General features: G+C 64.9%; 22 protein-coding genes, 1 tRNA gene and 1 pseudogene. 15 read left to right on the top strand and 9 right to left on the bottom strand.

The features are described 5' to 3' along the window. Window positions 1–1240 precede the first annotated feature (1240 nt). The 3 genes from DPM13_RS14045 to DPM13_RS25230 all read left to right on the top strand — a co-directional run bounded on the left by DPM13_RS14045 (window position 1241) and on the right by DPM13_RS25230 (window position 2726). Window positions 1241–1459 (top strand): hypothetical protein, encoded by a 219-nt coding sequence (locus DPM13_RS14045; protein ID WP_112888239.1) that lies wholly within the window; start codon window positions 1241–1243, stop codon window positions 1457–1459. A 64-nt stretch (window positions 1460–1523) separates the two neighbouring features. Continuing rightward, on the top strand, window positions 1524–1685 hold the full coding sequence (locus DPM13_RS21095; RefSeq protein ID WP_189654692.1) for a hypothetical protein: 162 nt from the start codon (window positions 1524–1526) through the stop codon (window positions 1683–1685). 912 nt (window positions 1686–2597) lie between these two features. Beyond that, window positions 2598–2726, top strand: coding sequence for a hypothetical protein (locus DPM13_RS25230; RefSeq protein WP_262983376.1), 129 nt, complete (start codon window positions 2598–2600; stop codon window positions 2724–2726). Between the two features lie 530 nt (window positions 2727–3256). On the opposite strand, the pseudogene DPM13_RS23620 reads toward DPM13_RS25230, so the two are convergent. After that, window positions 3257–3418: pseudogene (locus DPM13_RS23620) on the bottom strand (DUF4160 domain-containing protein); the annotation flags it as partial. Window positions 3419–3749: 331 nt separating this feature from the next. Between DPM13_RS23620 and DPM13_RS21090 the strand changes: the two are divergent. Next, window positions 3750–3908: a hypothetical protein gene (locus DPM13_RS21090; RefSeq protein WP_189654691.1), complete on the top strand. Its 159-nt coding sequence runs from the start codon at window positions 3750–3752 to the stop codon at window positions 3906–3908. 153 nt (window positions 3909–4061) lie between these two features. Here DPM13_RS21090 and DPM13_RS21085 read toward each other — a convergent pair whose 3' ends face one another. Continuing rightward, a complete protein-coding gene (locus DPM13_RS21085; protein WP_189654690.1) occupies window positions 4062–4232 on the bottom strand; it encodes a hypothetical protein in 171 nt (56 codons plus the stop codon). A 398-nt stretch (window positions 4233–4630) separates the two neighbouring features. Here DPM13_RS21085 and DPM13_RS19855 point away from each other — a divergent pair, with 398 nt between their 5' ends. Continuing rightward, window positions 4631–5428: a hypothetical protein gene (locus DPM13_RS19855; RefSeq protein WP_145963380.1), complete on the top strand. Its 798-nt coding sequence runs from the start codon at window positions 4631–4633 to the stop codon at window positions 5426–5428. A gap of 208 nt (window positions 5429–5636) precedes the next feature. Here the strand turns inward: DPM13_RS19855 and DPM13_RS14035 are convergent, their stop codons facing one another. Beyond that, a complete protein-coding gene (locus DPM13_RS14035) occupies window positions 5637–5870 on the bottom strand; it encodes a hypothetical protein (RefSeq protein ID WP_112888237.1) in 234 nt (77 codons plus the stop codon). A 1664-nt stretch (window positions 5871–7534) separates the two neighbouring features. Next, window positions 7535–7714: a hypothetical protein gene (locus DPM13_RS19850; protein WP_145963379.1), complete on the bottom strand. Its 180-nt coding sequence runs from the start codon at window positions 7712–7714 to the stop codon at window positions 7535–7537. Window positions 7715–8070: 356 nt separating this feature from the next. Between DPM13_RS19850 and DPM13_RS14020 the strand changes: the two genes are divergently transcribed. The 6 genes from DPM13_RS14020 (at window position 8071) to DPM13_RS14000 (ending at window position 13694) form a co-directional block, all read left to right on the top strand. Continuing rightward, complete coding sequence (locus DPM13_RS14020) at window positions 8071–8268, top strand: hypothetical protein (RefSeq protein ID WP_112888235.1); 198 nt, start codon at window positions 8071–8073, stop codon at window positions 8266–8268. A 423-nt stretch (window positions 8269–8691) separates the two neighbouring features. After that, on the top strand, window positions 8692–8865 hold the full coding sequence (locus DPM13_RS21080) for a hypothetical protein (protein WP_189654689.1): 174 nt from the start codon (window positions 8692–8694) through the stop codon (window positions 8863–8865). A 628-nt stretch (window positions 8866–9493) separates the two neighbouring features. Then, a complete protein-coding gene (locus tag DPM13_RS21075) occupies window positions 9494–10390 on the top strand; it encodes a GIY-YIG nuclease family protein (protein ID WP_189654688.1) in 897 nt (298 codons plus the stop codon). Between the two features lie 1083 nt (window positions 10391–11473). Further along, on the top strand, window positions 11474–11842 hold the full coding sequence (locus tag DPM13_RS23615; RefSeq protein ID WP_223252037.1) for a hypothetical protein: 369 nt from the start codon (window positions 11474–11476) through the stop codon (window positions 11840–11842). Between the two features lie 589 nt (window positions 11843–12431). Further along, entirely contained in the window at window positions 12432–12533 is a 102-nt protein-coding gene (locus tag DPM13_RS21070; protein WP_262983136.1) for an enolase C-terminal domain-like protein, read from the top strand. A gap of 522 nt (window positions 12534–13055) precedes the next feature. Then, window positions 13056–13694 carry a YegP family protein gene (locus tag DPM13_RS14000; protein WP_189654686.1) on the top strand — a complete coding sequence of 213 codons (639 nt, stop codon included), beginning with the start codon at window positions 13056–13058 and terminating at the stop codon, window positions 13692–13694. A 91-nt stretch (window positions 13695–13785) separates the two neighbouring features. Here the strand turns inward: DPM13_RS14000 and DPM13_RS13995 are convergent. From DPM13_RS13995 to pdxH, 4 genes are all read right to left on the bottom strand, one after another. Beyond that, a tRNA-Pro gene (locus DPM13_RS13995) sits at window positions 13786–13862 on the bottom strand. Between the two features lie 52 nt (window positions 13863–13914). Next, the gene (locus DPM13_RS13990; protein ID WP_223252036.1) at window positions 13915–14373 is read right to left on the bottom strand and encodes a DUF192 domain-containing protein; all 459 of its coding nucleotides are present in this window, start codon (window positions 14371–14373) and stop codon (window positions 13915–13917) included. 35 nt (window positions 14374–14408) lie between these two features. After that, on the bottom strand, window positions 14409–15002 hold the full coding sequence (locus DPM13_RS13985) for a cold-shock protein (RefSeq protein WP_028718221.1): 594 nt from the start codon (window positions 15000–15002) through the stop codon (window positions 14409–14411). Between the two features lie 237 nt (window positions 15003–15239). Next, window positions 15240–15809 carry a pyridoxamine 5'-phosphate oxidase gene (gene pdxH / locus DPM13_RS13980; RefSeq protein WP_112888231.1) on the bottom strand — a complete coding sequence of 190 codons (570 nt, stop codon included), beginning with the start codon at window positions 15807–15809 and terminating at the stop codon, window positions 15240–15242. A gap of 101 nt (window positions 15810–15910) precedes the next feature. Here pdxH and fabI point away from each other — a divergent pair, with 101 nt between their 5' ends. Genes fabI through DPM13_RS13960 form a run of 4 tightly spaced genes read left to right on the top strand, consistent with a single transcriptional unit; the run spans window position 15911 to window position 18312 of the window. Next, window positions 15911–16720 (top strand): enoyl-ACP reductase FabI, encoded by an 810-nt coding sequence (gene fabI, locus DPM13_RS13975; RefSeq protein WP_120440668.1) that lies wholly within the window; start codon window positions 15911–15913, stop codon window positions 16718–16720. Between the two features lie 9 nt (window positions 16721–16729). Next, window positions 16730–17329, top strand: a complete 600-nt coding sequence (locus tag DPM13_RS13970) for a LysE family translocator (protein WP_112888230.1) — start codon at window positions 16730–16732, stop codon at window positions 17327–17329. A 9-nt stretch (window positions 17330–17338) separates the two neighbouring features. Continuing rightward, entirely contained in the window at window positions 17339–17836 is a 498-nt protein-coding gene (gene gpt / locus DPM13_RS13965) for a xanthine phosphoribosyltransferase (RefSeq protein WP_112888229.1), read from the top strand. Further along, window positions 17836–18312, top strand: coding sequence for a DUF2127 domain-containing protein (locus DPM13_RS13960; RefSeq protein ID WP_145963378.1), 477 nt, complete (start codon window positions 17836–17838; stop codon window positions 18310–18312). Before gpt ends, DPM13_RS13960 begins: the two co-directional genes overlap by 1 nt. Window positions 18313–18325: 13 nt before the next feature. Here the strand turns inward: DPM13_RS13960 and DPM13_RS13955 are convergent, their stop codons facing one another. Beyond that, the gene (locus DPM13_RS13955) at window positions 18326–19015 is read right to left on the bottom strand and encodes a superoxide dismutase (protein ID WP_112888227.1); all 690 of its coding nucleotides are present in this window, start codon (window positions 19013–19015) and stop codon (window positions 18326–18328) included. Between the last annotated feature and the right edge of the window lie 164 nt (window positions 19016–19179).

Below are 19179 nucleotides of genomic sequence, written 5' to 3'. Positions count from 1 at the left end.
TGCGCAGACTCGCGCGGCGCCATGGGTGACGTATCTTCGGCCGTGCCATGGCGTGACACGCGGCCCGGCGCCTCGGTTTGGGGCGAGGACAGGCGCGGGCGCGCCGTTGTCTTCCAGCGGAGTCTCCGCCTCGTCGGAGAGCCGCAAGCAATGCCTCGCGTTGCATTTGGCGAAAAAGACTGGCGCATTTGCTGAAAGGTCAGATTGCGCGGGAGGCGAGACAGTCGCTGACCGGGCCTCGCCGATCAGTTCCTGTCCGAAGGTGACCGTGCGGGCACAGGCCATCATGCCGCCGGCGGCCGCAGGGGGGGCAGTCGTTTCGCTGCGTCTATTCCGGCCTCGCGGTGCGGGCGACGAGCCCCGCGGTTTGCCTTCCTGCAGCTCCCAGCCGCCGCAGACGTCCAGTGAGGCCAGCGCCGAAAAACGATCAGCGCGTGCCGCCATCGCTTCGGTGCAGGACTTCGACCTTCTGCGATGAACTGGTCCATAAATCACTAATGGGGAACTCCCCCATTACGTCAACTAGGGGACCTCCGCCTCGTCACCTTGAAGGTCTCTTGTGACTACTTCCAAGAGCTTCGAGCCTTCGACGAACTAAACTGGCACGCTGAACGCGGTGCAGGTGCGCGCCGCACAGGGGATAAACCGCGAAATCATCGGTACGAAATGGGACGCACCTGCCAACGGCTTGGGCAGAAATCCTGACGCATGGTCAAGGAGCGCTCGGAACGCGAGGACATGTCGAAGGGCAAGCGTTGCCCGTCTTTGGGATGGTGCGCCGGTCCGCGGTTGCCGCGGCCGGCCTGGCGGCGCGACGCGGCGTGCCGCTCATGATCCCTCCCCGGAGGCGCGAAGGCCTGCATGCCCGCGCCGGTCGCCCGAGCTGAGATGGACAGGGATGCGGGTGCGATACTTCTGGACAGCATGGCGCCGGGCCGTGTGGCACGGGGCGAGCGGCATGACTATGCCCCCTGGCGCATGGCAGGCATCCCCGAGGAAGACGCTCGACGCTGCATCTTCGAGGTGCCGACGGCAACGCTTGGCGCAAGCAGGCAGCGTGTGGACAAGCCGGGGCTTTTCGCAACTATCTCAGCCTGCACCCCACCTCGGAAACCTGCCACATCCAGCAGCTCAAATGGGCCGGCGATGTGGGGCTCTGCCGGCCGACTGGAGAGCCCTACTGAACGTTCCAATGACGAGCGCTATCATCGCGCGAGAGGTGGCGCGCGGGAGGTAAGCCGTGATTGATCTTGAGGGCGAGGAAGTCGGACAAGTTGCCATCGCGGTGGGCGCGATACTAGGACTGTTGAAGCTCCAGACTGAGAACAAGGGCGCTATCCCTATGGCAGAACTGCCGCGGTACATCATCGGCCTAGCCGACGAACGCGAGAAGCATGGGGATTTCGGCGCGGCCCGGATGCTGCACGACTGGGCAGACGTCTTGAAGGATGACGCATGACCGACGCCGAACGCATCGCCGCCCTCAAGGCAGAGCTTTCGAGACGCAGGACGCGGGCGCGGCGATGGTCGTGCTGACGATCCAGGCCATGGGCGCCACCCCGGAGCAGATGGCGCGCCTGGCTGACGAGTACCAAGGCATCGCGGACGGGCGCCAGCGCAGCCGGATCACCGGCATCATCGCGCGGAAGGTGGCGGAGAGGTTGAGCAACAGGCGGAAGCGATAGGAGACCACGTGACCGCACGTCCCAACTAATGAGCCAGGACGTAGCTGCGAGCACTTGCCGTCGCTGCTCGAGCAATCGTTCGGTGCGGAGTTATCGTAGCAATTGCAGCTATCTTCGGCTTCCTTGCGAATCATCAATGTGATCGATGACAAGGGCCATCATCGGCAGCTACACGCTGGACGAGCTCTCGGTGCACATCGCCCCTGCGTCTCGAGCACATCGCCCCTGCGTGTCGTCGGGTCTCCTGCGCAGGGGCGGACCTCCTTAACATTTCATAGACGGTTCATCGTAGCCGTGTCATAGCTGTGATCTGCCTTACGGCAGGGCCCCGCCCGTGCGCACACCCAGGCGGGGCCACAGCGAGGATGATGGGAACCCCGCATCCATAATCGGCTTATCCCCCGTGGGGTAATGCGCACGGCCCCACGGGGAGCCCCCGGCCTTATAGGCTCGGGGGCTTTCTTGTGAGCGGACCCCCCCATAGGCTCGGGGGCTTTCTTGTGAGCGGAAACCCCCGCAGCCCGTCACCCGTTTTGGTCTGCCGCAGTATCCCTTGGCATGCGGCAGCCCCGCTCTGCCCGAGCAGCAGGGCGGGGCTTTAACCCTCGGCCGAGAGAAGCCACGACTTGCCGTCACCTGCCGGCCAGTCCCTCCGACTCGGCGGGATTTCTTTTGCCGCCAAGGCAGCGACGGGGTCATTCGAGCGGCGCTCATCCTGCTGGAAGTCAGACTCGCGACAACTGCTCGACTGCCCGACGCTCACCAGGCACCAGGGCCGTGACCTGCGAAACATCTTGGCTTGGGCCGCTCGTTAGTGTTGTAAGTGGCGTTGTTATTTTTCCTTGTATGAAGCGGTGCGACGAAGCCGCGCCGACCTGCGATCCGCGTCGAGGACGCCCCAGGATCCATCGCATGCGCTCTGCCCTGGCAGCCGACGACCCCCGGCAGGAAGCAGATTCGGGCCGCCAGCACATGCTGGGCCCCGACAACGGCGCGCAGCGCATCAAGGAAGGCGGGGGCGGGCGGGACGCGGATCGCTGAGCGTCGTCCAGCCGGCCATTCTTCGCGCAGCTGGGCTGGGCCTGTGGCTGGTCGTCCGCAGCGTCGATCAGTCTGCCCTTCTGGACTTCCGGCCCCGACCGCCGCGCAAGCGCGCGATCTGGTGGCTCGATCTGACGGAGGGAAGGATCATGTTGGCGATTATCTTGTCGATTTGCGAACGGGCGAAAGAGCGGGCTGAACACGTTGGTCAACCCGACGGTGGCGTGACGGCAGAATACGCGCGCGATTGGTGGCGGCTTCGCCCTGCCCACGGATGGGTGCGCCTGAAGCGTCGCACCCTGACTGGCTGGCCGCCGGCCAGGTCTCTCCCTCCCGTCCGGACGGCCAGCACCCTTTCTTTCACCACCGCGCCCGGCGGTCCCGGGCCTTGCAAAAGGATCAAGTTCACATGTTGGGAAAACTGTTCGGGAAGCGGGCCGAAGCGGCGGTTCGAAGCCTTCGGGATTCCCCCATCTGGCAAGAAACTGCGCCTGCTCGTCACGGACGATCTGCATGGCGCGACGCAGATCATTCGCCTTCATGCCTTCGGCCCAGACAAGGACTGGGGCACCACCAAGTCCGATCAGGTTGATCTTGGCCTGACCGTCCCCGAACGCATGCACATGGGCTGGCTCGTGATCGTCCGTGAAGATGATGATGCGCAGCCCATGTGCGCGGTGAATCGTAGCCATGAGACATCACGAGCGAGACCCCTCGGCACTCCGCTTCTTGCTTTCAAAGTAATCGTTTTCAGAGCTGCGTGCGGGATTGCTTGCGGTGGGGCATGGGTGCTTATCCCGGCCTGCCATGGACGACGCGAGATCAGGAAGCTTTGCGGGATACGACGCCGGATACCGCACGGGGCCATAGCGCCGGGGCAGGGCGGTGGAACACGCCTTCGGCTTCTGCGACGCCGACGGCGACGGCAACGGCAGCGGTACGGCTACGGCTACGGCTTCGGCGACGGCTCGCTGCGGCGGCGGCACGGACCTGCTGCTGTAGGCCCGGGGCGCCGAACGGCAGATGGCCCGGCGCATTCGGCGTAACGAGAACGAGGTATCGGACAGCGGCAACGGCTACGGCTACGGCTACGGCAACGGCGCGGCTACGGCGGCGGCGACGGCAACGGCGACGGCTACGGCGGCGTGCTACGGCAACGGCAACGGCGGTGTCCGGGAATAGCGACGCTTTGCAGTTTGGCGTGATCGCCGCCCGGGCTGGCGAGGCGAACTGCGATTGGCCGAGCCGGCGAGTGTCCGGGTGAGTGGCCCCCTAACCCGTCAAGGCGCGGCCGGACTGGAAATCTGGCGCGGCGCCTGCCCCTGGCCGGGGCAATCAGATGCCTCGGCCATCCACACGACGCGCCAGTATGTCGATCGGACCACGCCGAATATCCGGGAACAGCGCGATATCCTGATCCGGCTCTACGCCACCGGCCTGGGAACCTGGTCGGTCGAAGAAGGGTCGCTCGAGGACCTGCGCCTGGAATACCAGCGCCATCCTCATGAGGATGACCCCTTGGGTCCTTTCCGCCGAAGGAGGAGCTTAGCGCCGCAGGACGGTCAGACCCGGCCGCGACGCCCTTGGATCCATACGCCGAGACGAGATGGATGACGACGGCCCAACCTGCGCGGCGACCAGCTGATCCGATGGGGACCCGGCGGCTGCACCGACACACGATTTCGGCCCGGGCTTGGCGCGTTGCCGCCAGCACCTGTGCCGCCGACTGGACGGCTGGCCGGCCAGCGTCCCTGGTATCGCCTGCACCTAGGCGCCATCGATCATTGCGCAGATGGCGATCCAGTCGGATCGGCCGGGCGTTGTCTCCGAAATCGCGCATCTGCGGCCACCTGATCAACGGAGGTGTCGGAAGGGCCTGTGCTATCGCTCCTGCAGAGGCCGGCGTGATCGCGGCCTTGGCAGGCCTGCCATCGCCGTCGCGGCTGCTCGCCTATCCTGTCATCGAGCGCCGGGACACGATCCCGGTTGAGCTGTCCGAAATAGGCGAAGCGGTTGCGCCGTCCGCCCGGCGGCAGGGCGCGCGCCTGGGCGACCGGTCCGCCATCCAGGCCATTCTCGATCATCACCAGCCTTTCACGGGGCAGGCCCCAGTCCTGAAAGCGCTTCAACAGGAAGCGCGAAGGAGAGACGAAGGCGTCGACCTGGGCAAGAAAGGATTTGATGAACAGTTCCCGGCGGCATGTCACGGCGCCGATCTGGGGAACGAGCCTGCCGCAGATGGCCGAGGCCGCCGAGGAGACTGCGTGCCTGCCAGGCGCGAGGCCGCGCTGGTCGGTTGTCGACGCGTGCGATTTGCCATCTCGACCGAGGAAACGGCGCTATTACCTGATCGGCATCTTCCTGACCGGGGATCACGGCCGGCTCGCCGGGGCTCGACGGCGGGCGGCATGGGGCAGGTCGCCATGATGACGGCCGTGCTGTGGGCTTCCCGTCGGCGCTTGGCGCTGCGCTGGCGCGGCTGGTCGTGTGAGCAACAGGACTGGCTCGGACCGGTCGAGGAAAGACAGAAGCGCGCCTTGAACGCATTAATGCCCGACCTGGTGCTAACCATCGACGGCACCCGCTCGGCTACTGCCGGTCATGCATGCCCGGGAATGTTGCGGGCTATGCCATCCTGTCCCTCGAACGCAACCGCCTGCCCATCCTGCCAGCGATGGCGCTCGGCCAGCAGCGGCTCGTAGCGGCGGTCGGTCAGCGTTTCCAGCTTGACGGGCCAGCCATCGAGGCGCGGGGGGGTTCGCCATCGGCTTCCACGGGGAGTATCTGCGCCAGATCGCGCGGGCGTGCGGGAGCTTCGCATCGAGGCGACCAGCCCGGGCGACGCCGCGCACATGCTGCCGCGCGCGGCGTGTCCGTGTCACATATCCGGCGTTTCGGAAGGAATGAGCCCTATGACCGCTTGCCGCGCGCCAAGGCCGCCATCGCGCCGCGCTGCGGCGGCATGCAGGTGGACGAGGCGGGCCGATCCCGGCGCTGAAGCCGCACGCACGGCGGATGGAGGGCTGCGCCTGCCCAGCGGCCGGCGCGACTGGCCGCGACTTCATGATTCAGAAGCGGCACGGTCAGCCAGTCGGCCATCACGTCGAACATCGAGACGCTGATCTGCGCGCCCTTGCCCGTCACGGCGCGAGATCATGCGCGAGGCGCAGGAGCGGCTTGGGCAGCTTGCCTGGACTGGATGGACCAGGCTCGGCGGCGACGGCCCGGGATGACTGGACCCGGTTCCACGGGGCCAGCGCTGCGATCGGGCACTACCTCCGTCAGGCGCATGATGGCCGGCTCAGCCTCGACGAGGCCTGGGAAGCGATCTGCGGCTACAACGCCGCCATGTTGCGGCCTAGTTGGTCCGAGGATCGCCTCAAGGCCGAGACCCGGCGGCCGGATCGGACCATCGCGGCCCATCGCTGCCGCCGCGGCAGCCAAGCCCGAACGACTACATCGAGCTGCTGTCCTATGCCGGCTTCCTCGACGTGGTGGATCTCGGCCGGGCCAGGACCCGGTTCTAGCGAACGCGAGAAGGCCGACATGGTGCAGGCTCCGTGTGCAGTATTTTCGAACAGGATGCGCGATTCATTCTGTTTGGCGCAATCCCCGTTCGGGGCGATCCTGCGGGGACAACAAGAAACCGACAGGAAGGCAACCCATGACCACCGACACGCAGATCGACAGGTAGACGGTTCGGGCAGCTCATTGCGGTGGGGTGTCAGAATCGATGACGGCCGCGGGGGCTCTGTGCCTGCGACTGCGGGGAAGCCGCCTGCATTACCATCGGCACACTGCAATCCGGAAGAGGAAGAAGCTGTGGGTGCGCCCGAGATCGGCACAGCGGAGCGCACGCCCGCATCTAGGATTGTCGCAGCATGTGCGAGCGATGTGGGCGGCCAGCACCATGGATGCGCCCGGCCCGTAGGGGGGGCAGGCCTTCACGGTCTTCAGATAGATGGCGACGCGGCTTCTCGGCATTCCTGTCTGTCATGGTCGAGTCCTAGCCTGGCTATAGCATCGAGCGGTCGTTGACGACCGAGCTATGAACCCGGAAATGCGTCATGGCGGGACCGGGTGTATCAGGCAAGAAACCGTCGAAACAGCGGATCATGCTTGAGCGCGGCGAGTAGGCAGCAATGCCTCGCCCAAAGTCAGAAGCACTTGGCGTCACATCGGCGCCTCCACTCCCGATACAAGCTCGGCTGGCCGCAGAGCGCATCCTCGGCCTTGATTGGTGCAACTGCGATGATGGCTATGAACTGCCGCCGCCGATGGCGGTGGACGCCTGCGCACGGTTCACGCCGCCGGCGCCGCCGTCGAGAAAGCGGCCAGAAGCGCATGTTCAAGGATCCGCAGCCGACCTGATCATGCTGCAGCGCGCGATAGCGCGAAAGCCTGCCCGCCCGGGTCGAGACGCTGCTGCGTCGCCCCGAACGCGCCCGTGACAAGCACCAGGATGATCGGGCACGACCTCGAGGCCACGCCGGCCTGGAAAAGGCGATCCCGACCCGCGCGGTCTACTGCACGCGGGCCTGTGCACGCACGAGGCGATCCACCTCGCCGACGGGCTGGTGATGGATTACGAGGTCGAATGCCCCAAGCACTCGGGCGCCGTCGACCATCGGGCAGCGGCAGTGCGCCTGGCCTGCCTGGGCATCGCTCAACCTCAAGACCTATCCGCGGTCCAGGCTGGTGGATCGGGCAGATCGCCGACAGCGGCGGCTCGACATGATCTAGCACCGAGGCCGAGCGCGAGGTCTGCCGCTCGCAGAACGCAAATGGCGCCAGCACTACGAGATGGTTCAGAAGATGATCGACATCGTCAACGGCGTACCTGGCTCGGCGAGATTGCCATGCGCAGGGCTTGTCCGCGCCATCGGCTCGAGCGGGTCGAGGTGATCGAGCCCGGAAACGCTGCTTTCGCAACGACGCGTGGCCGAAGACCGGCTGATGGCGATGCTCTCGGAGCGGCTGATCGTCATCCGCGGTCCCGTTCAGCACCCAGTCCGCTTCCAGCCCGAACTATGCCGACTTCGGCCACACCGACGACGACGGGCATTTCGCCGCAGATGGGCTTTCGGCCCCGCTGGAGGGGTTCTGGTGTCGACGGATCGCGGCAGATCCACGTCATGGACCGGACCATCCCGGGCGGCATCAACCGGATCGGGTTTCAGACCCCTTTCGGGATCGACGGCTTGAATGTGTCGGCTGACAGACGCCCTCGCTTTGGCCTATCTCGGCATGCAGACCATGCCCACGGTACCTGGTGAGCGGAACAAGAGACCTTTCGTCTAAGCTGCCGATCATATTTGAACCGGAAGAAGGCGACGATTGGCTGATGAAGCTGTTTGGCATAACGGTCAACCCCGGCCGCCGACCGATCAAGCAACGCCTTCAAGAAATCGAGGAACGCGACCTTAGCGACCCCGAGGCCAAGCGGGCGGCGATGCAAGAGGCTACGCGCCTCAACAAGATGCTGGACCAGCTAGACAAGCAGGTTCGCATAACCCTTCCACAATGGAAGGTGACGGGCTGAACAAGCCTGATGAGAACGACAGGAGGGACTGGCGCGGAACAGGCTACAAGGTCCGGAAGGCGCACAACCTGCCTGCCGACTACAGCCAGGTATCGGGTTCGTGGTAGCCATGACCGAGAAGATGAAGGGCCGGTTGAAGTCATCCCGGAGCGGCCGGTATTCCTGCCACCCCTGCCATTCGCGACGATCACGCACCCAGGCATTGAGCGGGTGATTCAACTGGTTCCACCGCGCGAAGTGCAGGATTCAACTGGTTCCACCGCGCGAAGTGCAGCTTGTAGTCCTGCGCCATCGTCATGCGCCGAGCCGGGCGATGGGTCTATGACCCCTTCGGCGGGCTGATGACCGTGCCCTTCCGCGCGGTCAAGCTGCGCGACGAAGTTCGGACTGCGCAGATACTTGTACAGGATCTGAGCATCGGTCGTGGCACTACGCGAGGCGCAGCGCGGGCTCGACCGGCTCAATCGCGGTTTTCTCGAGCGGCTGATCCAGTCCGAAACCGTTCTCGGCACGACCGTGCTGGCCGTGACCCAGTACATTTCGCCCGGCGGATCGTCAGCGTTCTATCAGGCCAGCCCCATAAAACCGTCACGGTGACGGATTTGCCCCTGCCGCCGCAGGTCGCCGCCGCCGTGCGGCAGAGGCGTTCGCAGACTACCGGGCGACCAATGACCCGCACGACCCGAGGGCGTGGGCGTGATGCGAAGGTCTATCGCCAAAGGCGAGGCGATTGACTATCTTTCATTTGAACCTTGGACGGCGTGCAATGGAATACAGCTTTCACCGCGCTGGTGCTGGCCACGTCGGCGGCGTGGCCGGCCGGGTTTTCCGCCTTGTTCGGGAAGCCATTCTTCCACGCCTCGCTCGTGACGCGGTGGCTATGAGCTTCGGCAAGCTGACTTAGATGGCTACCTTGGGTGTCACTCTGATTGAACCGCCCCGGGTTTACCGGAGAGTTTGTGGTTCACTGATTAGGCTGCTTTTTCGGCAGCATTCAAGCCGTATTCGCCTGAAAGCCTGCTCATCTTGCGGTTCGGCTGGATGTAACCGATCGCGCTGCAGCTGGGTGCCGAAGGGGTCAGCGCATATCAGCGCGCGCGCCAGGCGATGGAGGCGCTGAAACGTCCCGATCCTGGTCGGGGCTGATCACCGGCTTCAAAGCCCCGAGGATCAGGCCGCACCAGAAGCGCTCGGCCGAAGATGCGCGCACCACTGGCCGGCGCTGTTGCTGCACGATGTCGCCGGAAAAGCCGTTCGCGAACTGACATTCCATCGGCGGAGCTTGCCCGCAGCCGTGGTAAGCAACAGCCGCCCTGACTGGAAGGCCGCTCTCGAAAGCATCAAGGGCATCTACCTCATCACCGACACAAGGACCGGCAAGCGCTATGTCGGATCGGCCTATGGCGATCAGGGAATCTGGTCCCGGTGGTGCGCCTACGCCGCTAGCGGTCGGCTGCGCGATCTCGAGAAGACGGACGCGGCACGGCCGAGCGACGGACAAGGGCCGTGGCGCGATGATTCCGCGACGCGGCAGCCCAGGTCCGGCGCGCCTGCCGCGCGCCGGGCTAGCGTGGTCTGGCGGCGGCTACTTGATGTAGCCAGCTTCTCGGAAGGCGCGCTCGGCACCCGGATGCAGCGGGATCGTCACCTGCCAGTGGATCGAGGGATCATAGGCATCCATAGACCCTGTGGTCTTGGTGCCTTCTTCTGGATGGGGGTCATTGTCACTGCTGCGATCTGGATGACTGATGCCGAGGCGCGCCATGTCCCTGCCCGCCTCTCGTCAAGAACGTGTTCGAGGTCGGTGCGGGTTGAGTCAGACCGACCGGGTACTGCAAGCGGCGACTCGCGGTCCGGGTTCTTAATGGCGGCTGTACCGAGCGCGGTGAAGCCGCCCGGAACTCGACCTGAGGTGCGCCAAGAGACTGGCGTGGCGAAGGCCCGCTCTGTCGCGGCATATGTGCGCACGCTGGTCGAAGCTGGCGAGCCGGTTCTGCTAGGCGGCTGGCACCGCGCCGTTTACGACATCTGGAACCAGGTGCTGGTCGATCTGAAGCCGGTCAACTTTCCGACCATGATGGTCGCCGAGAAGATCGCCGATTCCATCCTGTCGGGCGCATAGGGCGACCGCCCTGGCGTTCAAAGGCAAGGCCCCGCGAATTGCGGGGCCTGCTGTCGTTTCAGGGCAGCACCGCCGTGATCGGGGAAAGCGGGCGAACGCTTGGGTGGAACAGAATTTACCAAATTCTCATGGTTTAATTCCCGTTCCAAGAACTAAACGTTGCCTGGGCAATCTCTCCGGCGATGGCGGGTCGATCCGGTGATCCTGACCACGATGGGGCAAAGCCAGGAGTCGCACGGCCCCTGAACCCCTACGGCGGCGCGACAGAGGCCCGCCTATCGACGAAGCCTGCAATGCCCGCCGCATTATCCTTGCCCCGAACTCAGGGAGCCGCCCGATCGTCAAGGGCGGGAGTTTGACGCCAGCCGATACCACCTGCCGAACTGCCGGCCAGCGCTATGAGCCGCACTGCGACTGCAACAATGGCCACGTCCAGATGATGTCGGACCCTTCCGGGCGGTGGCTCTTGGCCGACGACAGCGCCAGCAGCATCGTGCAGCAGATGCCGGATCTACACGCCGCGCGCGTGGTGACGTGCTGCAGAGCGACGGCGCCTGTCAGCGATTAACAGGCTCGGCTCGTCAGTGTTGATCGTCCAAGCAATAGGCATCGGCCGGTGCCACCTTGTGGTCCTTCCCCGAGGGCTCCGAGCGTTCGCTGTGCTCTGGCAAATGAGGGAATGTGATCAACATCTGCCGTAGATCATGAAAATCCGTATGCATCCTGAACAGTATCCCGTTAGTTGCCTGTTGGCCGCTGTCGACCGCACGATGGATCAGACACGGGGGTGGGCATGATTCATCTGTCAGCCGCCGCCAATCCCCGTGACGACCTTTCCAGTTCCGTCGCACTCGGGGCATGGCTGCCCGTTAATCCTGCCGCTCCCTTCGCACTTGCGGCAGATGTTCTCGCCTGCGCCGGGTTGACCGGCCGGAACGGTATCGGGGTTTTCGGTCGCATTCATCGGATGGCCTCCCTGCCATGTGAAATGACCTATCCAAGATCCAACTCGGCGGAGAGACGCTTGTTCCTTACGGCGGTGCTTAATCTCTTCACGGCCTTCGATGCTCGAGGTGTGGTGGGATGGCTCCGCATCTTCGAGTCGGCAGCGGGTTGTCCCAGTCGTCGTCCCGGCAGGGCTGCTTCATCATGATGGGCATGATGCCACCGATGTATTTGCTGCCGGCAGAAGATGGAAGCAACCGACACATCCGGGGCGATGTGCGGGACCATCTGGCAGACGGATGGGATATGCTGATCGTCGCGCACCCGCCCTGCACGCGTCTGTGCAACAGCGGTGTCCGCTGGCTGCACAAGCCCCCGACCGGCCGCAGCCTGGACGATGACATGTGGCGAGAGGCGTGTGGCTCTGTTCGCATGGGCCAGGGTATCATGCGGCCCTTTGGCGAAGGCCTGCCGAACTGTTCGCCGCCTGCTGTCAGGCTCCGGTGACCCTGCGTCGCAGTGGCGATCCCGGTGATGCCAGCCGGCCGCGCCCGGCTGCCTGCCTCTGCCCCGCCCCCAGATCGCCCAGCCTCGGAGGGTGGCGAACCAGCTTTCGAACAGGGTGCGGTCTTCCTGCGCGGCCAGCCGCCGCTGGCCGCGCCCAACAGCCCCGCCCCGCCCACCCGCGCGGAGGAGCCCCCGCGCCCGCCCACTGGTCCGCCAACCACCGCGCCAGCCCCGGGCCGGACGCGCGGAAGGTCGCAGTCGATCACCACGATCCACAAGTTCGCCGAGGCAGATGGGGTGCTAACGACCGCGACAAGATCAGCGTGCTGGTGGACGAGGCGCAACCGCACCCAGGAAGGCGATGTCAGACCGGCCCCGCGACCCGACACGATGCGCGAGGCGCTGGCCAGGTGCGCGGCGGGCCGCCCATGAAGGATGACCCGGACTGGAACGGGCACAACGGCCAGGCCTATGGCGTGCCGCAGGCGAGCTGCGCCAGATCATCGAGCAGTTCGAGCACGCTCGAGGCCGGTCAGAGGATGTGGCCGAGCGTCAGAAGGACTGTGGCCGAGGCCGAGACATTCCGATCATGATCGACGCCAATTGCTGGTTCAACCCGCATGATGCGCTGCAACTCGCGCTGGCCATCGAAGACTATGGCGTCCAGTGGTTCGAGGAGCCGGTGAGGTGAGACAGAACAGAACGTCCACGTACGTTGGCCGATCTTCGCCGTCAGGTCCGGGTTCCGATCAGCTCGGGCCAGAACAACGGACATCGCTAGTCAGCTCATCGCGGCTCGCTACGCATCGGCGGGAACAGCTTCAACCACCCGCTCCGCGACAGGCGAACGGATATCTATGCCGAACGACTGGGAGCAAAGCCATCGGACCGGCGCCCGTAATGCGCCGCAACAGGGGACACGAGCGAGAACACCATCAACTTCCGTCTTGGACTCGGGATGGGCTGAAATTCTGGGATGGGCCTGCATGCGATGGGCCCTCGGGTCCGCCGGCTGATGAGAAGTTGCATGCGTCTGGCTGCATGATCTATCAGGAGCCCGCCGCCGGGAACTTAAACAGCACTGGCACCGGCGACGGAATGAAGATCCAGGACTTCGCTGGTTTCGCGACATCGTGGCACAGGAACTGGAAGGCCGCGATCCCTCTCGCTTGGGATGCCGTCCGGCCAGACTATGCGCAGCTCGATCACAGGCGTGTTTGACGATGGCCAGCAGTATACGGTCCGGGTCAAATGGAAAAACAGGCGCGACTGGATCAAGGCGGGGACGATCACCGCCATCGCGAATCCTGGTGGCATTTGCATGGGACCCGGCATATTCGCCATCACCAGCTTGAGGATAGATGAGAATGAAAAAGCCAGCGCGCCGAAATCTTCTGGCTGCCCGAGGAGTCAGGCTTGGTGCCAGGCCCTAGCCATATCAAGGGTATCCAATCCTGTCTTCGGGCACAACGGGGCTGCGGCCCCTTTTGGAGACAGTAACCATGTACGAAATTCTCAAGGCACGGCACGTACAGGGTATTGGTGGCGACTAAAAGCTTCCAATGGGCAAGTCCTTTGCCACTCAGAGCAATACACAAGCAAGCAATCTGCCGGCTGGATGCTGACACTCATCCTTCAGGGGGCCTGGGTCACGGTGCAACTGACCGTGATGGGCTGCGCGGTCGCGCTGGTGGGATCGACTGAAGGTCCGCTGGGCCTTCGGCTATCGATGCGCGGGGAACAGGCGGCCAAACACCCGTTCTATTCACCCGAAGCGATGCGAAAGAACCAGATCGTCGGCGAAGCCCCCGAGGTTATCGAGCGCATCAAGTCGAGCGTTGCCAGAGCATGAGCCGACACCACTGTCCGGATGATGCGTGACACCCAAAGGCAAATAATCTGACCGAAGAGGCAGAACTATCTGCCTCTTATCACCGCAAAACTGGTCGGAGCGAGAGGATTCGAACCTCCGACCCCCTGCTCCCGAAGCAGGTGCGCTACCAGGCTGCGCTACGCTCCGAACCGTGGGCTGTCTAGCGACTTGGGCGCGCGGGGAAAAGCGGAATCTGCCGCTATCCGCCGCAGGGCGCAAGCGCCCTGTCCTGGGGCAGCCCGGGATGGGCCAGCGCCATGCCGGGGCGGATTCCCAGCCGGGCGGCGTCGCCGCCGGGCAGTTCCAGCACCATCAGCCGCTCGGGTGCGGGATCGCCGATTGCCGCCCCCGGGATCGAGGTTTCGTCCAGCGGGCGGGCCATGGGATGGACGTGGCGCACCTCGCCCCGCGCATCCAGAAAGACCATGTCCAGGGCAATCAGCGTGTTGCGCATCCAGAAGCTGACCCGCTGCGGGGCTTCATAGATGAAAAGCATGCCCGTGCCCGGGGCCAGGTGGCGCCGGAACATCAGCCCCCGGGCGCGTTCCTGCGGATCGTCGGCGATTTCGACCGGCACCGTGACCGGCGCGGCACCGCCCAGGAAAACCGCCCGGTCGGGACGGCAACTTTCAGACTGGGCCTTGGCTGCGTGCCCCATGCACAGGGCCAGGGCGATGACTGCAGCCTTCCATTTCATACCGCGCCCGCGACAAGCCGCAGTTTAGCGAGCGCGGCTGCCCCCCCCAACTGGGCACCCTTCGCCTCGTGGGCGGCACGCTCCCAGGACAGGATCTGGGCGGCCATCATCCCCCGCCGGCCATCCACCACGCGCAGGGCGATCGCCTCGCCCACGGCAAGATCGGCAAAGCCGGAGTGGCGCAGAACCTCGATATGCAGAAAGACATCGGCCTTCTGCTCGAAGATGTTGGCAAAGCCGAACCCCTTGGCCTTGTCGAACCACTTCACGCGGGCGGGCAGCAGCGGCAGCCGCGCCACCTCCTCGGGCGTGGCCGAGCACAGGTCGGCGATGGCGGGCATGGGCTCGGCCGCGGGCGGCTCGATCGAGAGCACCTCGACCGCCTGCACGCCGCGCGGCGTCTGCTGAACCATGGCCCGGACGCGCGCGCCCTCGGCCACCGAGCTTTGGCCGAAATTGCGCAGCACGTTGGCGTGCAGCAGGATATCGGCGCCCCCCTCGGGGTCGGTCAGGAAGCCAAACCCCTTGGCCCCGTCGAACCATTTCACGACGCCGGCGACTTCTCGCTGCTGCTCGTCGTTATCGTTCATTTGCTTTGTTATCCCATTCGAAAGAAAAACCGTCTCAACCAAGCTTCAGTCCAATACCCCTTTACCCAGGGCAGAGGCAAACTGAACGGACCGGGCTTATCATAAGTCAGGTTTTCCATACCATGAGCAAATCAACCTCCGGCATCAAGGGCTAAGACGCTCGACAGACCAGAATCTTGCGTCCGATTCGGACTTATCGGACAGGATATCGCTGCCCTGCCTGCCGTTTTAATAACATCACGTAAATTCGAATCTGTCATGCAGCGACGCCCGGAGCCGCCTGAAATGAACCTCCTCCGGGCGAATCCGGTATCCCCCCCAGTGCGGAGGCCGGGATGGGCTCAACCCAAGATTGATGCTTTGGCGCGCGACATCGGCCAGCAGCGCGTTGCGGCTTTCCAGGGGGCGGCTCTGGCGCGAAACCCAGGCGCCGATCCGCGACTGCAGGGGACGCGAGCGGTAATAGGCATCCGCCTGCGCATCGTCGACGCGACTGACATGGCCGCGCACGCGAATCTGGCGGCGCAGCGATTTCCAGTGCAGCACGAAGGCCGCAACCCCGGTCGCCTCGATCTGGCAACCCTTGGCGCTTTCGAAATTGGTGTAGAAAACGAAGGCGCCGTCCGCGCCGGCGCCCTCGATCTCTTTCAACAGCACCATGCGCACATCGGGCAGGCCGTCGGCATCCACCGTGGCCAGGGCGATGGCGTTGGGGTCGTTGGGCTCGGTCCGCTCGGCCTCGGCCAGCCAGGCCCGAGCGATGGCAAAGGGGTCGTCCCCGGCGAATATTCCCGACCGATCTGTCATGGCAGCGCAATCACCGACACTTGATGCCCCCTTGCAGTTGTCCTAATCCTGCTGAAAACCGAAGAAGCGCGAGGGGCAGCATCATGTCAAGTGAAGCCGGTATGGGGCTGATGAAAGGGCGGCGCGGCCTCATCATGGGGCTGGCCAACGACAAGTCGATCGCCTGGGGCATCGCCAAGGCGCTGGCGGACCAGGGGGCGGAACTCGCGTTCTCGTATCAGGGCGAGGCGCTGAAGCGCCGGGTCGCGCCGCTGGCGGCGCAGCTGGGGTCGGACCTGCTGGCCGAATGCGACGTGTCCGACGAGGCGTCCATCGACGCGCTGTTCGCCACGCTGGCGGAGCGCTGGGACAGCATGGATTTCATCGTCCATGCCATCGGCTTTTCCGACAAGGACCAGCTGCGCGGCCGCTATGCCGACACCACGCGCGACAACTTCCTGATGACGATGGACATTTCCGTCTATTCCTTCACCGCCGTGGCGCGCCGTGCCGCAGCGATGATGCCGAATGGCGGGTCGATGCTGACGCTGACCTATTACGGCGCCGAGCGCGTCATGCCGCATTACAACGTCATGGGCGTCGCCAAGGCCGCGCTGGAGGCGTCGGTGCGCTATCTGGCCGAGGACCTGGGCAAGGACGGCATCCGCGTCAACGCGATCAGCGCGGGGCCGATCAAGACGCTGGCCGCCTCGGGCATCGGCGATTTCCGCTATATCCTGAAATGGAACGAGCTGAACTCGCCGCTGCGACGCAACGTCAGCCAGGACGAGGTCGGCAAGTCGGCGCTGTATCTGCTGTCGGACCTGGGTTCGGGCGTGACCGGGGAAACACATCATGTCGACTCGGGCTATCATATCGTCGGGATGAAGGCTGTGGACGCCCCCGACATCGCCACGACGAAAAAGGAATAGCCCCCCGGAATGACCGTCGAGCAGGTCATCGCGCTTGTCTCGGCGCTGTCGCTGGCGATCCTGACGCCGGGGCCTTCGATCATCGCGACGATCCAGACGGCGCTGGCGCATGGCCGCGAGCGTGCCCTGCCCTATGCGCTGGGGCTGGCCTGCGGCGCTTCGCGGTGGTGCGTCTTTGCGCTGCTGGGGCTGGCGGTGGTCTTTCGGCTGCATCCGGGCTGGTTCGCGGCGCTGAAGGTGTTCGGCGGCTTTTACCTGCTGTGGTTCGCCTGGCGGCTGTGGGCCGCGTCCTCGCGCCCGCTGCCCCCCGCCGCCTCGGGGTCGCGGGGCTTTTTCGGCGGCATCGCCCTGAACCTGTCGAACCCAAAGCCTGCGCTGTTCTATGCGGCGCTGATCCTGTCGGTTTTTCCCGCCGCCATGTCCGGCCGGCAGCAGGCGACGCTCTATGCGATCTGCCTGACGACCGAACTGTTCTGGTATGCCCTGGTCGCCGTTCTGATGTCGACAGCCGCCATGCGCGCGCGCTATTTTGCCGCGAAGTTCTGGATCGACCGGGCGGCCAGCCTTGCCATGGCGGCATTGGGCATCCTGTTGATCGTCAAGCATTAAGGAGCCAGCATGAACGACCGCCTGCCCCATGAACGCGGATTCCACATCAGTTGGGACCAGATCCACCGCGACTCGCGCGCGCTGGCCTGGCGGCTCGAACACCGGGAATGGCGCGCGATCCTGGCGATCACCCGCGGCGGCCTGGTCCCGGCGATGATCGTCGCGCGAGAGCTGGACATCCGCGTGATCGACACGATCTCGGTCAAGTCCTACCAGGGCAAGGGCGGGCAGGAGCGGGGCGAGGTCAAGGTGCTGAAGGCCCCCGACCCGGCAGTGATGCAGGATGGCGAGGGCATCCTGGTGGTCGACGACCTGGTCGATTCCGGCCGCACGCTGGAGCATGTGCGCAGCATGTATCCCAAGGCGCACCTGGCGACCGTCTATGCCAAGCCCAAGGGCCGCCCCATGGTCGAGACCTATGTGACCGAGGTCAGCCAGGACACTTGGATCTTCTTCCCCTGGGACATGGCGCTGCAGTACGTCCAGCCCTATCGGGGCGAGGATTGATGAAGCATATCAAGGGGGAACACGGACCGCTGCATTGGCTGTTCGAATCCACCCTGGTGCTGAAATCGGTCTTTGCGCTGCTGGAAATCGCGGCCGGGCTGGGGCTTTGGCTGGTGCCCCATGCCCGGATCGAGGATCTGACCGGCTGGCTGGTCCAGAGCCACCTGATCGAGGGGCACGGCAGCCCGGTCTATGCCCGCGTGGCGCAGGCGATGGGGACGTTCAGCCTGGCAAGCCAGCATTTCTATGCGCTGTACCTGGCGGCGCACGGGGTCGTCAAACTGGCCATCGTGCTGCTGCTGATGCGCCGCGTGGCCTTTGCCTATCCTTTGGGAATCGTGGTGTTTTCCGGCTTCATCGTGACCCAGCTGCACCGCTGGAGCCACACCCATTCGCCGGTCCTGCTGGCGCTTTCGGCGCTGGATCTGGTGGTCATCGGATTGACCTGGCGCGAGTGGCGGGGCCAGCGCGGCTGACCCCGCCCGGGCTTTAGTCGGCCAAGGCTGCGGCGTAGCGTTCGGAGACCTTGCCCCAATCCACCACATCCCACCAGGCCGACAAGTATTCGGGACGGCGGTTCTGGTAGGTCAGGTAATAGGCGTGTTCCCACACGTCATTGCCCAGGATCGGTGTGCCCTTCTTTTCGGCCACGTCCATCAGCGGGTTGTCCTGGTTCGGGGTCGAGGTGATTTCCAGCTGGTCCTGGTCGTTCACGATGAGCCAGACCCAGCCCGAGCCGAAGCGGTCGGCGCCCGCCTTCTCGAAGGCCTTGCGGAACTCCTCGGGCGAGCCGTAGACGGCGGTGACGGCCTGCGACAGCGGCTCGGACATCTCGTCCCGCTCGCCCTCGGGCGCCATGCTTTCCCAGAAGAATGTGTGATTCCAATGACCTCCGGCGTTGTTGCGGATCGCGGGAGCATAGGTTCCGGCATTGGCGACCAGGTCCTCGAGGGTCTTGCCCTGAGCGTTGGCGTCGGCGGCCACGGCCTTGTTCAGGTTGTCCACATAGGCCTTGTGGTGCTTGCCGTGGTGCAGCTCCATCGTCTCGGCGCTGATCGCGGGGGCGAGGGCGTCGGCGGCATAGGGCAGATCCGGCAGCGTGAAGGGCGTGTCGGTCTGGGCCATCGCCAGGGACGGCAGCGCCGTGACGGTTGCGATGATCGCGAGTCGGTCCAGCATCGGGTTCTCCGTATCTATGGGCTGGCTCAACCGGCGGGGAAAGGGATTGTTCCGTCCAAAGCGCCGGCCCCGGGCCGCGCAACGGCTGCGTGCGTTGCGTGGGGAGCACCGGGGTCCGGGCGGATGCGGGTTTTCCGGGAAATGCTGGAGTTTTGGCTGTGACA

Source organism: Paracoccus mutanolyticus, assembly GCF_003285265.1.
Lineage (GTDB): Bacteria > Pseudomonadota > Alphaproteobacteria > Rhodobacterales > Rhodobacteraceae > Paracoccus > Paracoccus yeei.
This window is presented reverse-complemented; position numbering and strand designations above follow the sequence as displayed.

What these genes read in the sequence shown, in the direction of transcription:
- pdxH (WP_112888231.1), bottom strand. Translation starts at nt 15,809, where the DNA reads ATGACAGATCGGTCGGGAATATTCGCCGGGGACGACCCCTTTGCCATC.
- DPM13_RS13985 (WP_028718221.1), bottom strand. Translation starts at nt 15,002, where the DNA reads ATGAACGATAACGACGAGCAGCAGCGAGAAGTCGCCGGCGTCGTGAAA.
- DPM13_RS25230 (WP_262983376.1), top strand. Translation starts at nt 2,598, where the DNA reads ATGCGCTCTGCCCTGGCAGCCGACGACCCCCGGCAGGAAGCAGATTCG.
- DPM13_RS21090 (WP_189654691.1), top strand. Translation starts at nt 3,750, where the DNA reads ATGGCCCGGCGCATTCGGCGTAACGAGAACGAGGTATCGGACAGCGGC.
- DPM13_RS13970 (WP_112888230.1), top strand. Translation starts at nt 16,730, where the DNA reads ATGACCGTCGAGCAGGTCATCGCGCTTGTCTCGGCGCTGTCGCTGGCG.
- DPM13_RS23615 (WP_223252037.1), top strand. Translation starts at nt 11,474, where the DNA reads ATGGCTCCGCATCTTCGAGTCGGCAGCGGGTTGTCCCAGTCGTCGTCC.
- DPM13_RS21085 (WP_189654690.1), bottom strand. Translation starts at nt 4,232, where the DNA reads ATGAGGATGGCGCTGGTATTCCAGGCGCAGGTCCTCGAGCGACCCTTC.
- gpt (WP_112888229.1), top strand. Translation starts at nt 17,339, where the DNA reads ATGAACGACCGCCTGCCCCATGAACGCGGATTCCACATCAGTTGGGAC.
- DPM13_RS14020 (WP_112888235.1), top strand. Translation starts at nt 8,071, where the DNA reads ATGAAGCTGTTTGGCATAACGGTCAACCCCGGCCGCCGACCGATCAAG.
- DPM13_RS13990 (WP_223252036.1), bottom strand. Translation starts at nt 14,373, where the DNA reads ATGGGGCACGCAGCCAAGGCCCAGTCTGAAAGTTGCCGTCCCGACCGG.
- DPM13_RS13955 (WP_112888227.1), bottom strand. Translation starts at nt 19,015, where the DNA reads ATGCTGGACCGACTCGCGATCATCGCAACCGTCACGGCGCTGCCGTCC.
- fabI (WP_120440668.1), top strand. Translation starts at nt 15,911, where the DNA reads ATGGGGCTGATGAAAGGGCGGCGCGGCCTCATCATGGGGCTGGCCAAC.
- DPM13_RS19850 (WP_145963379.1), bottom strand. Translation starts at nt 7,714, where the DNA reads ATGACGATCAGCCGCTCCGAGAGCATCGCCATCAGCCGGTCTTCGGCC.
- DPM13_RS13960 (WP_145963378.1), top strand. Translation starts at nt 17,836, where the DNA reads ATGAAGCATATCAAGGGGGAACACGGACCGCTGCATTGGCTGTTCGAA.
- DPM13_RS21095 (WP_189654692.1), top strand. Translation starts at nt 1,524, where the DNA reads ATGGTCGTGCTGACGATCCAGGCCATGGGCGCCACCCCGGAGCAGATG.
- DPM13_RS21070 (WP_262983136.1), top strand. Translation starts at nt 12,432, where the DNA reads ATGATCGACGCCAATTGCTGGTTCAACCCGCATGATGCGCTGCAACTC.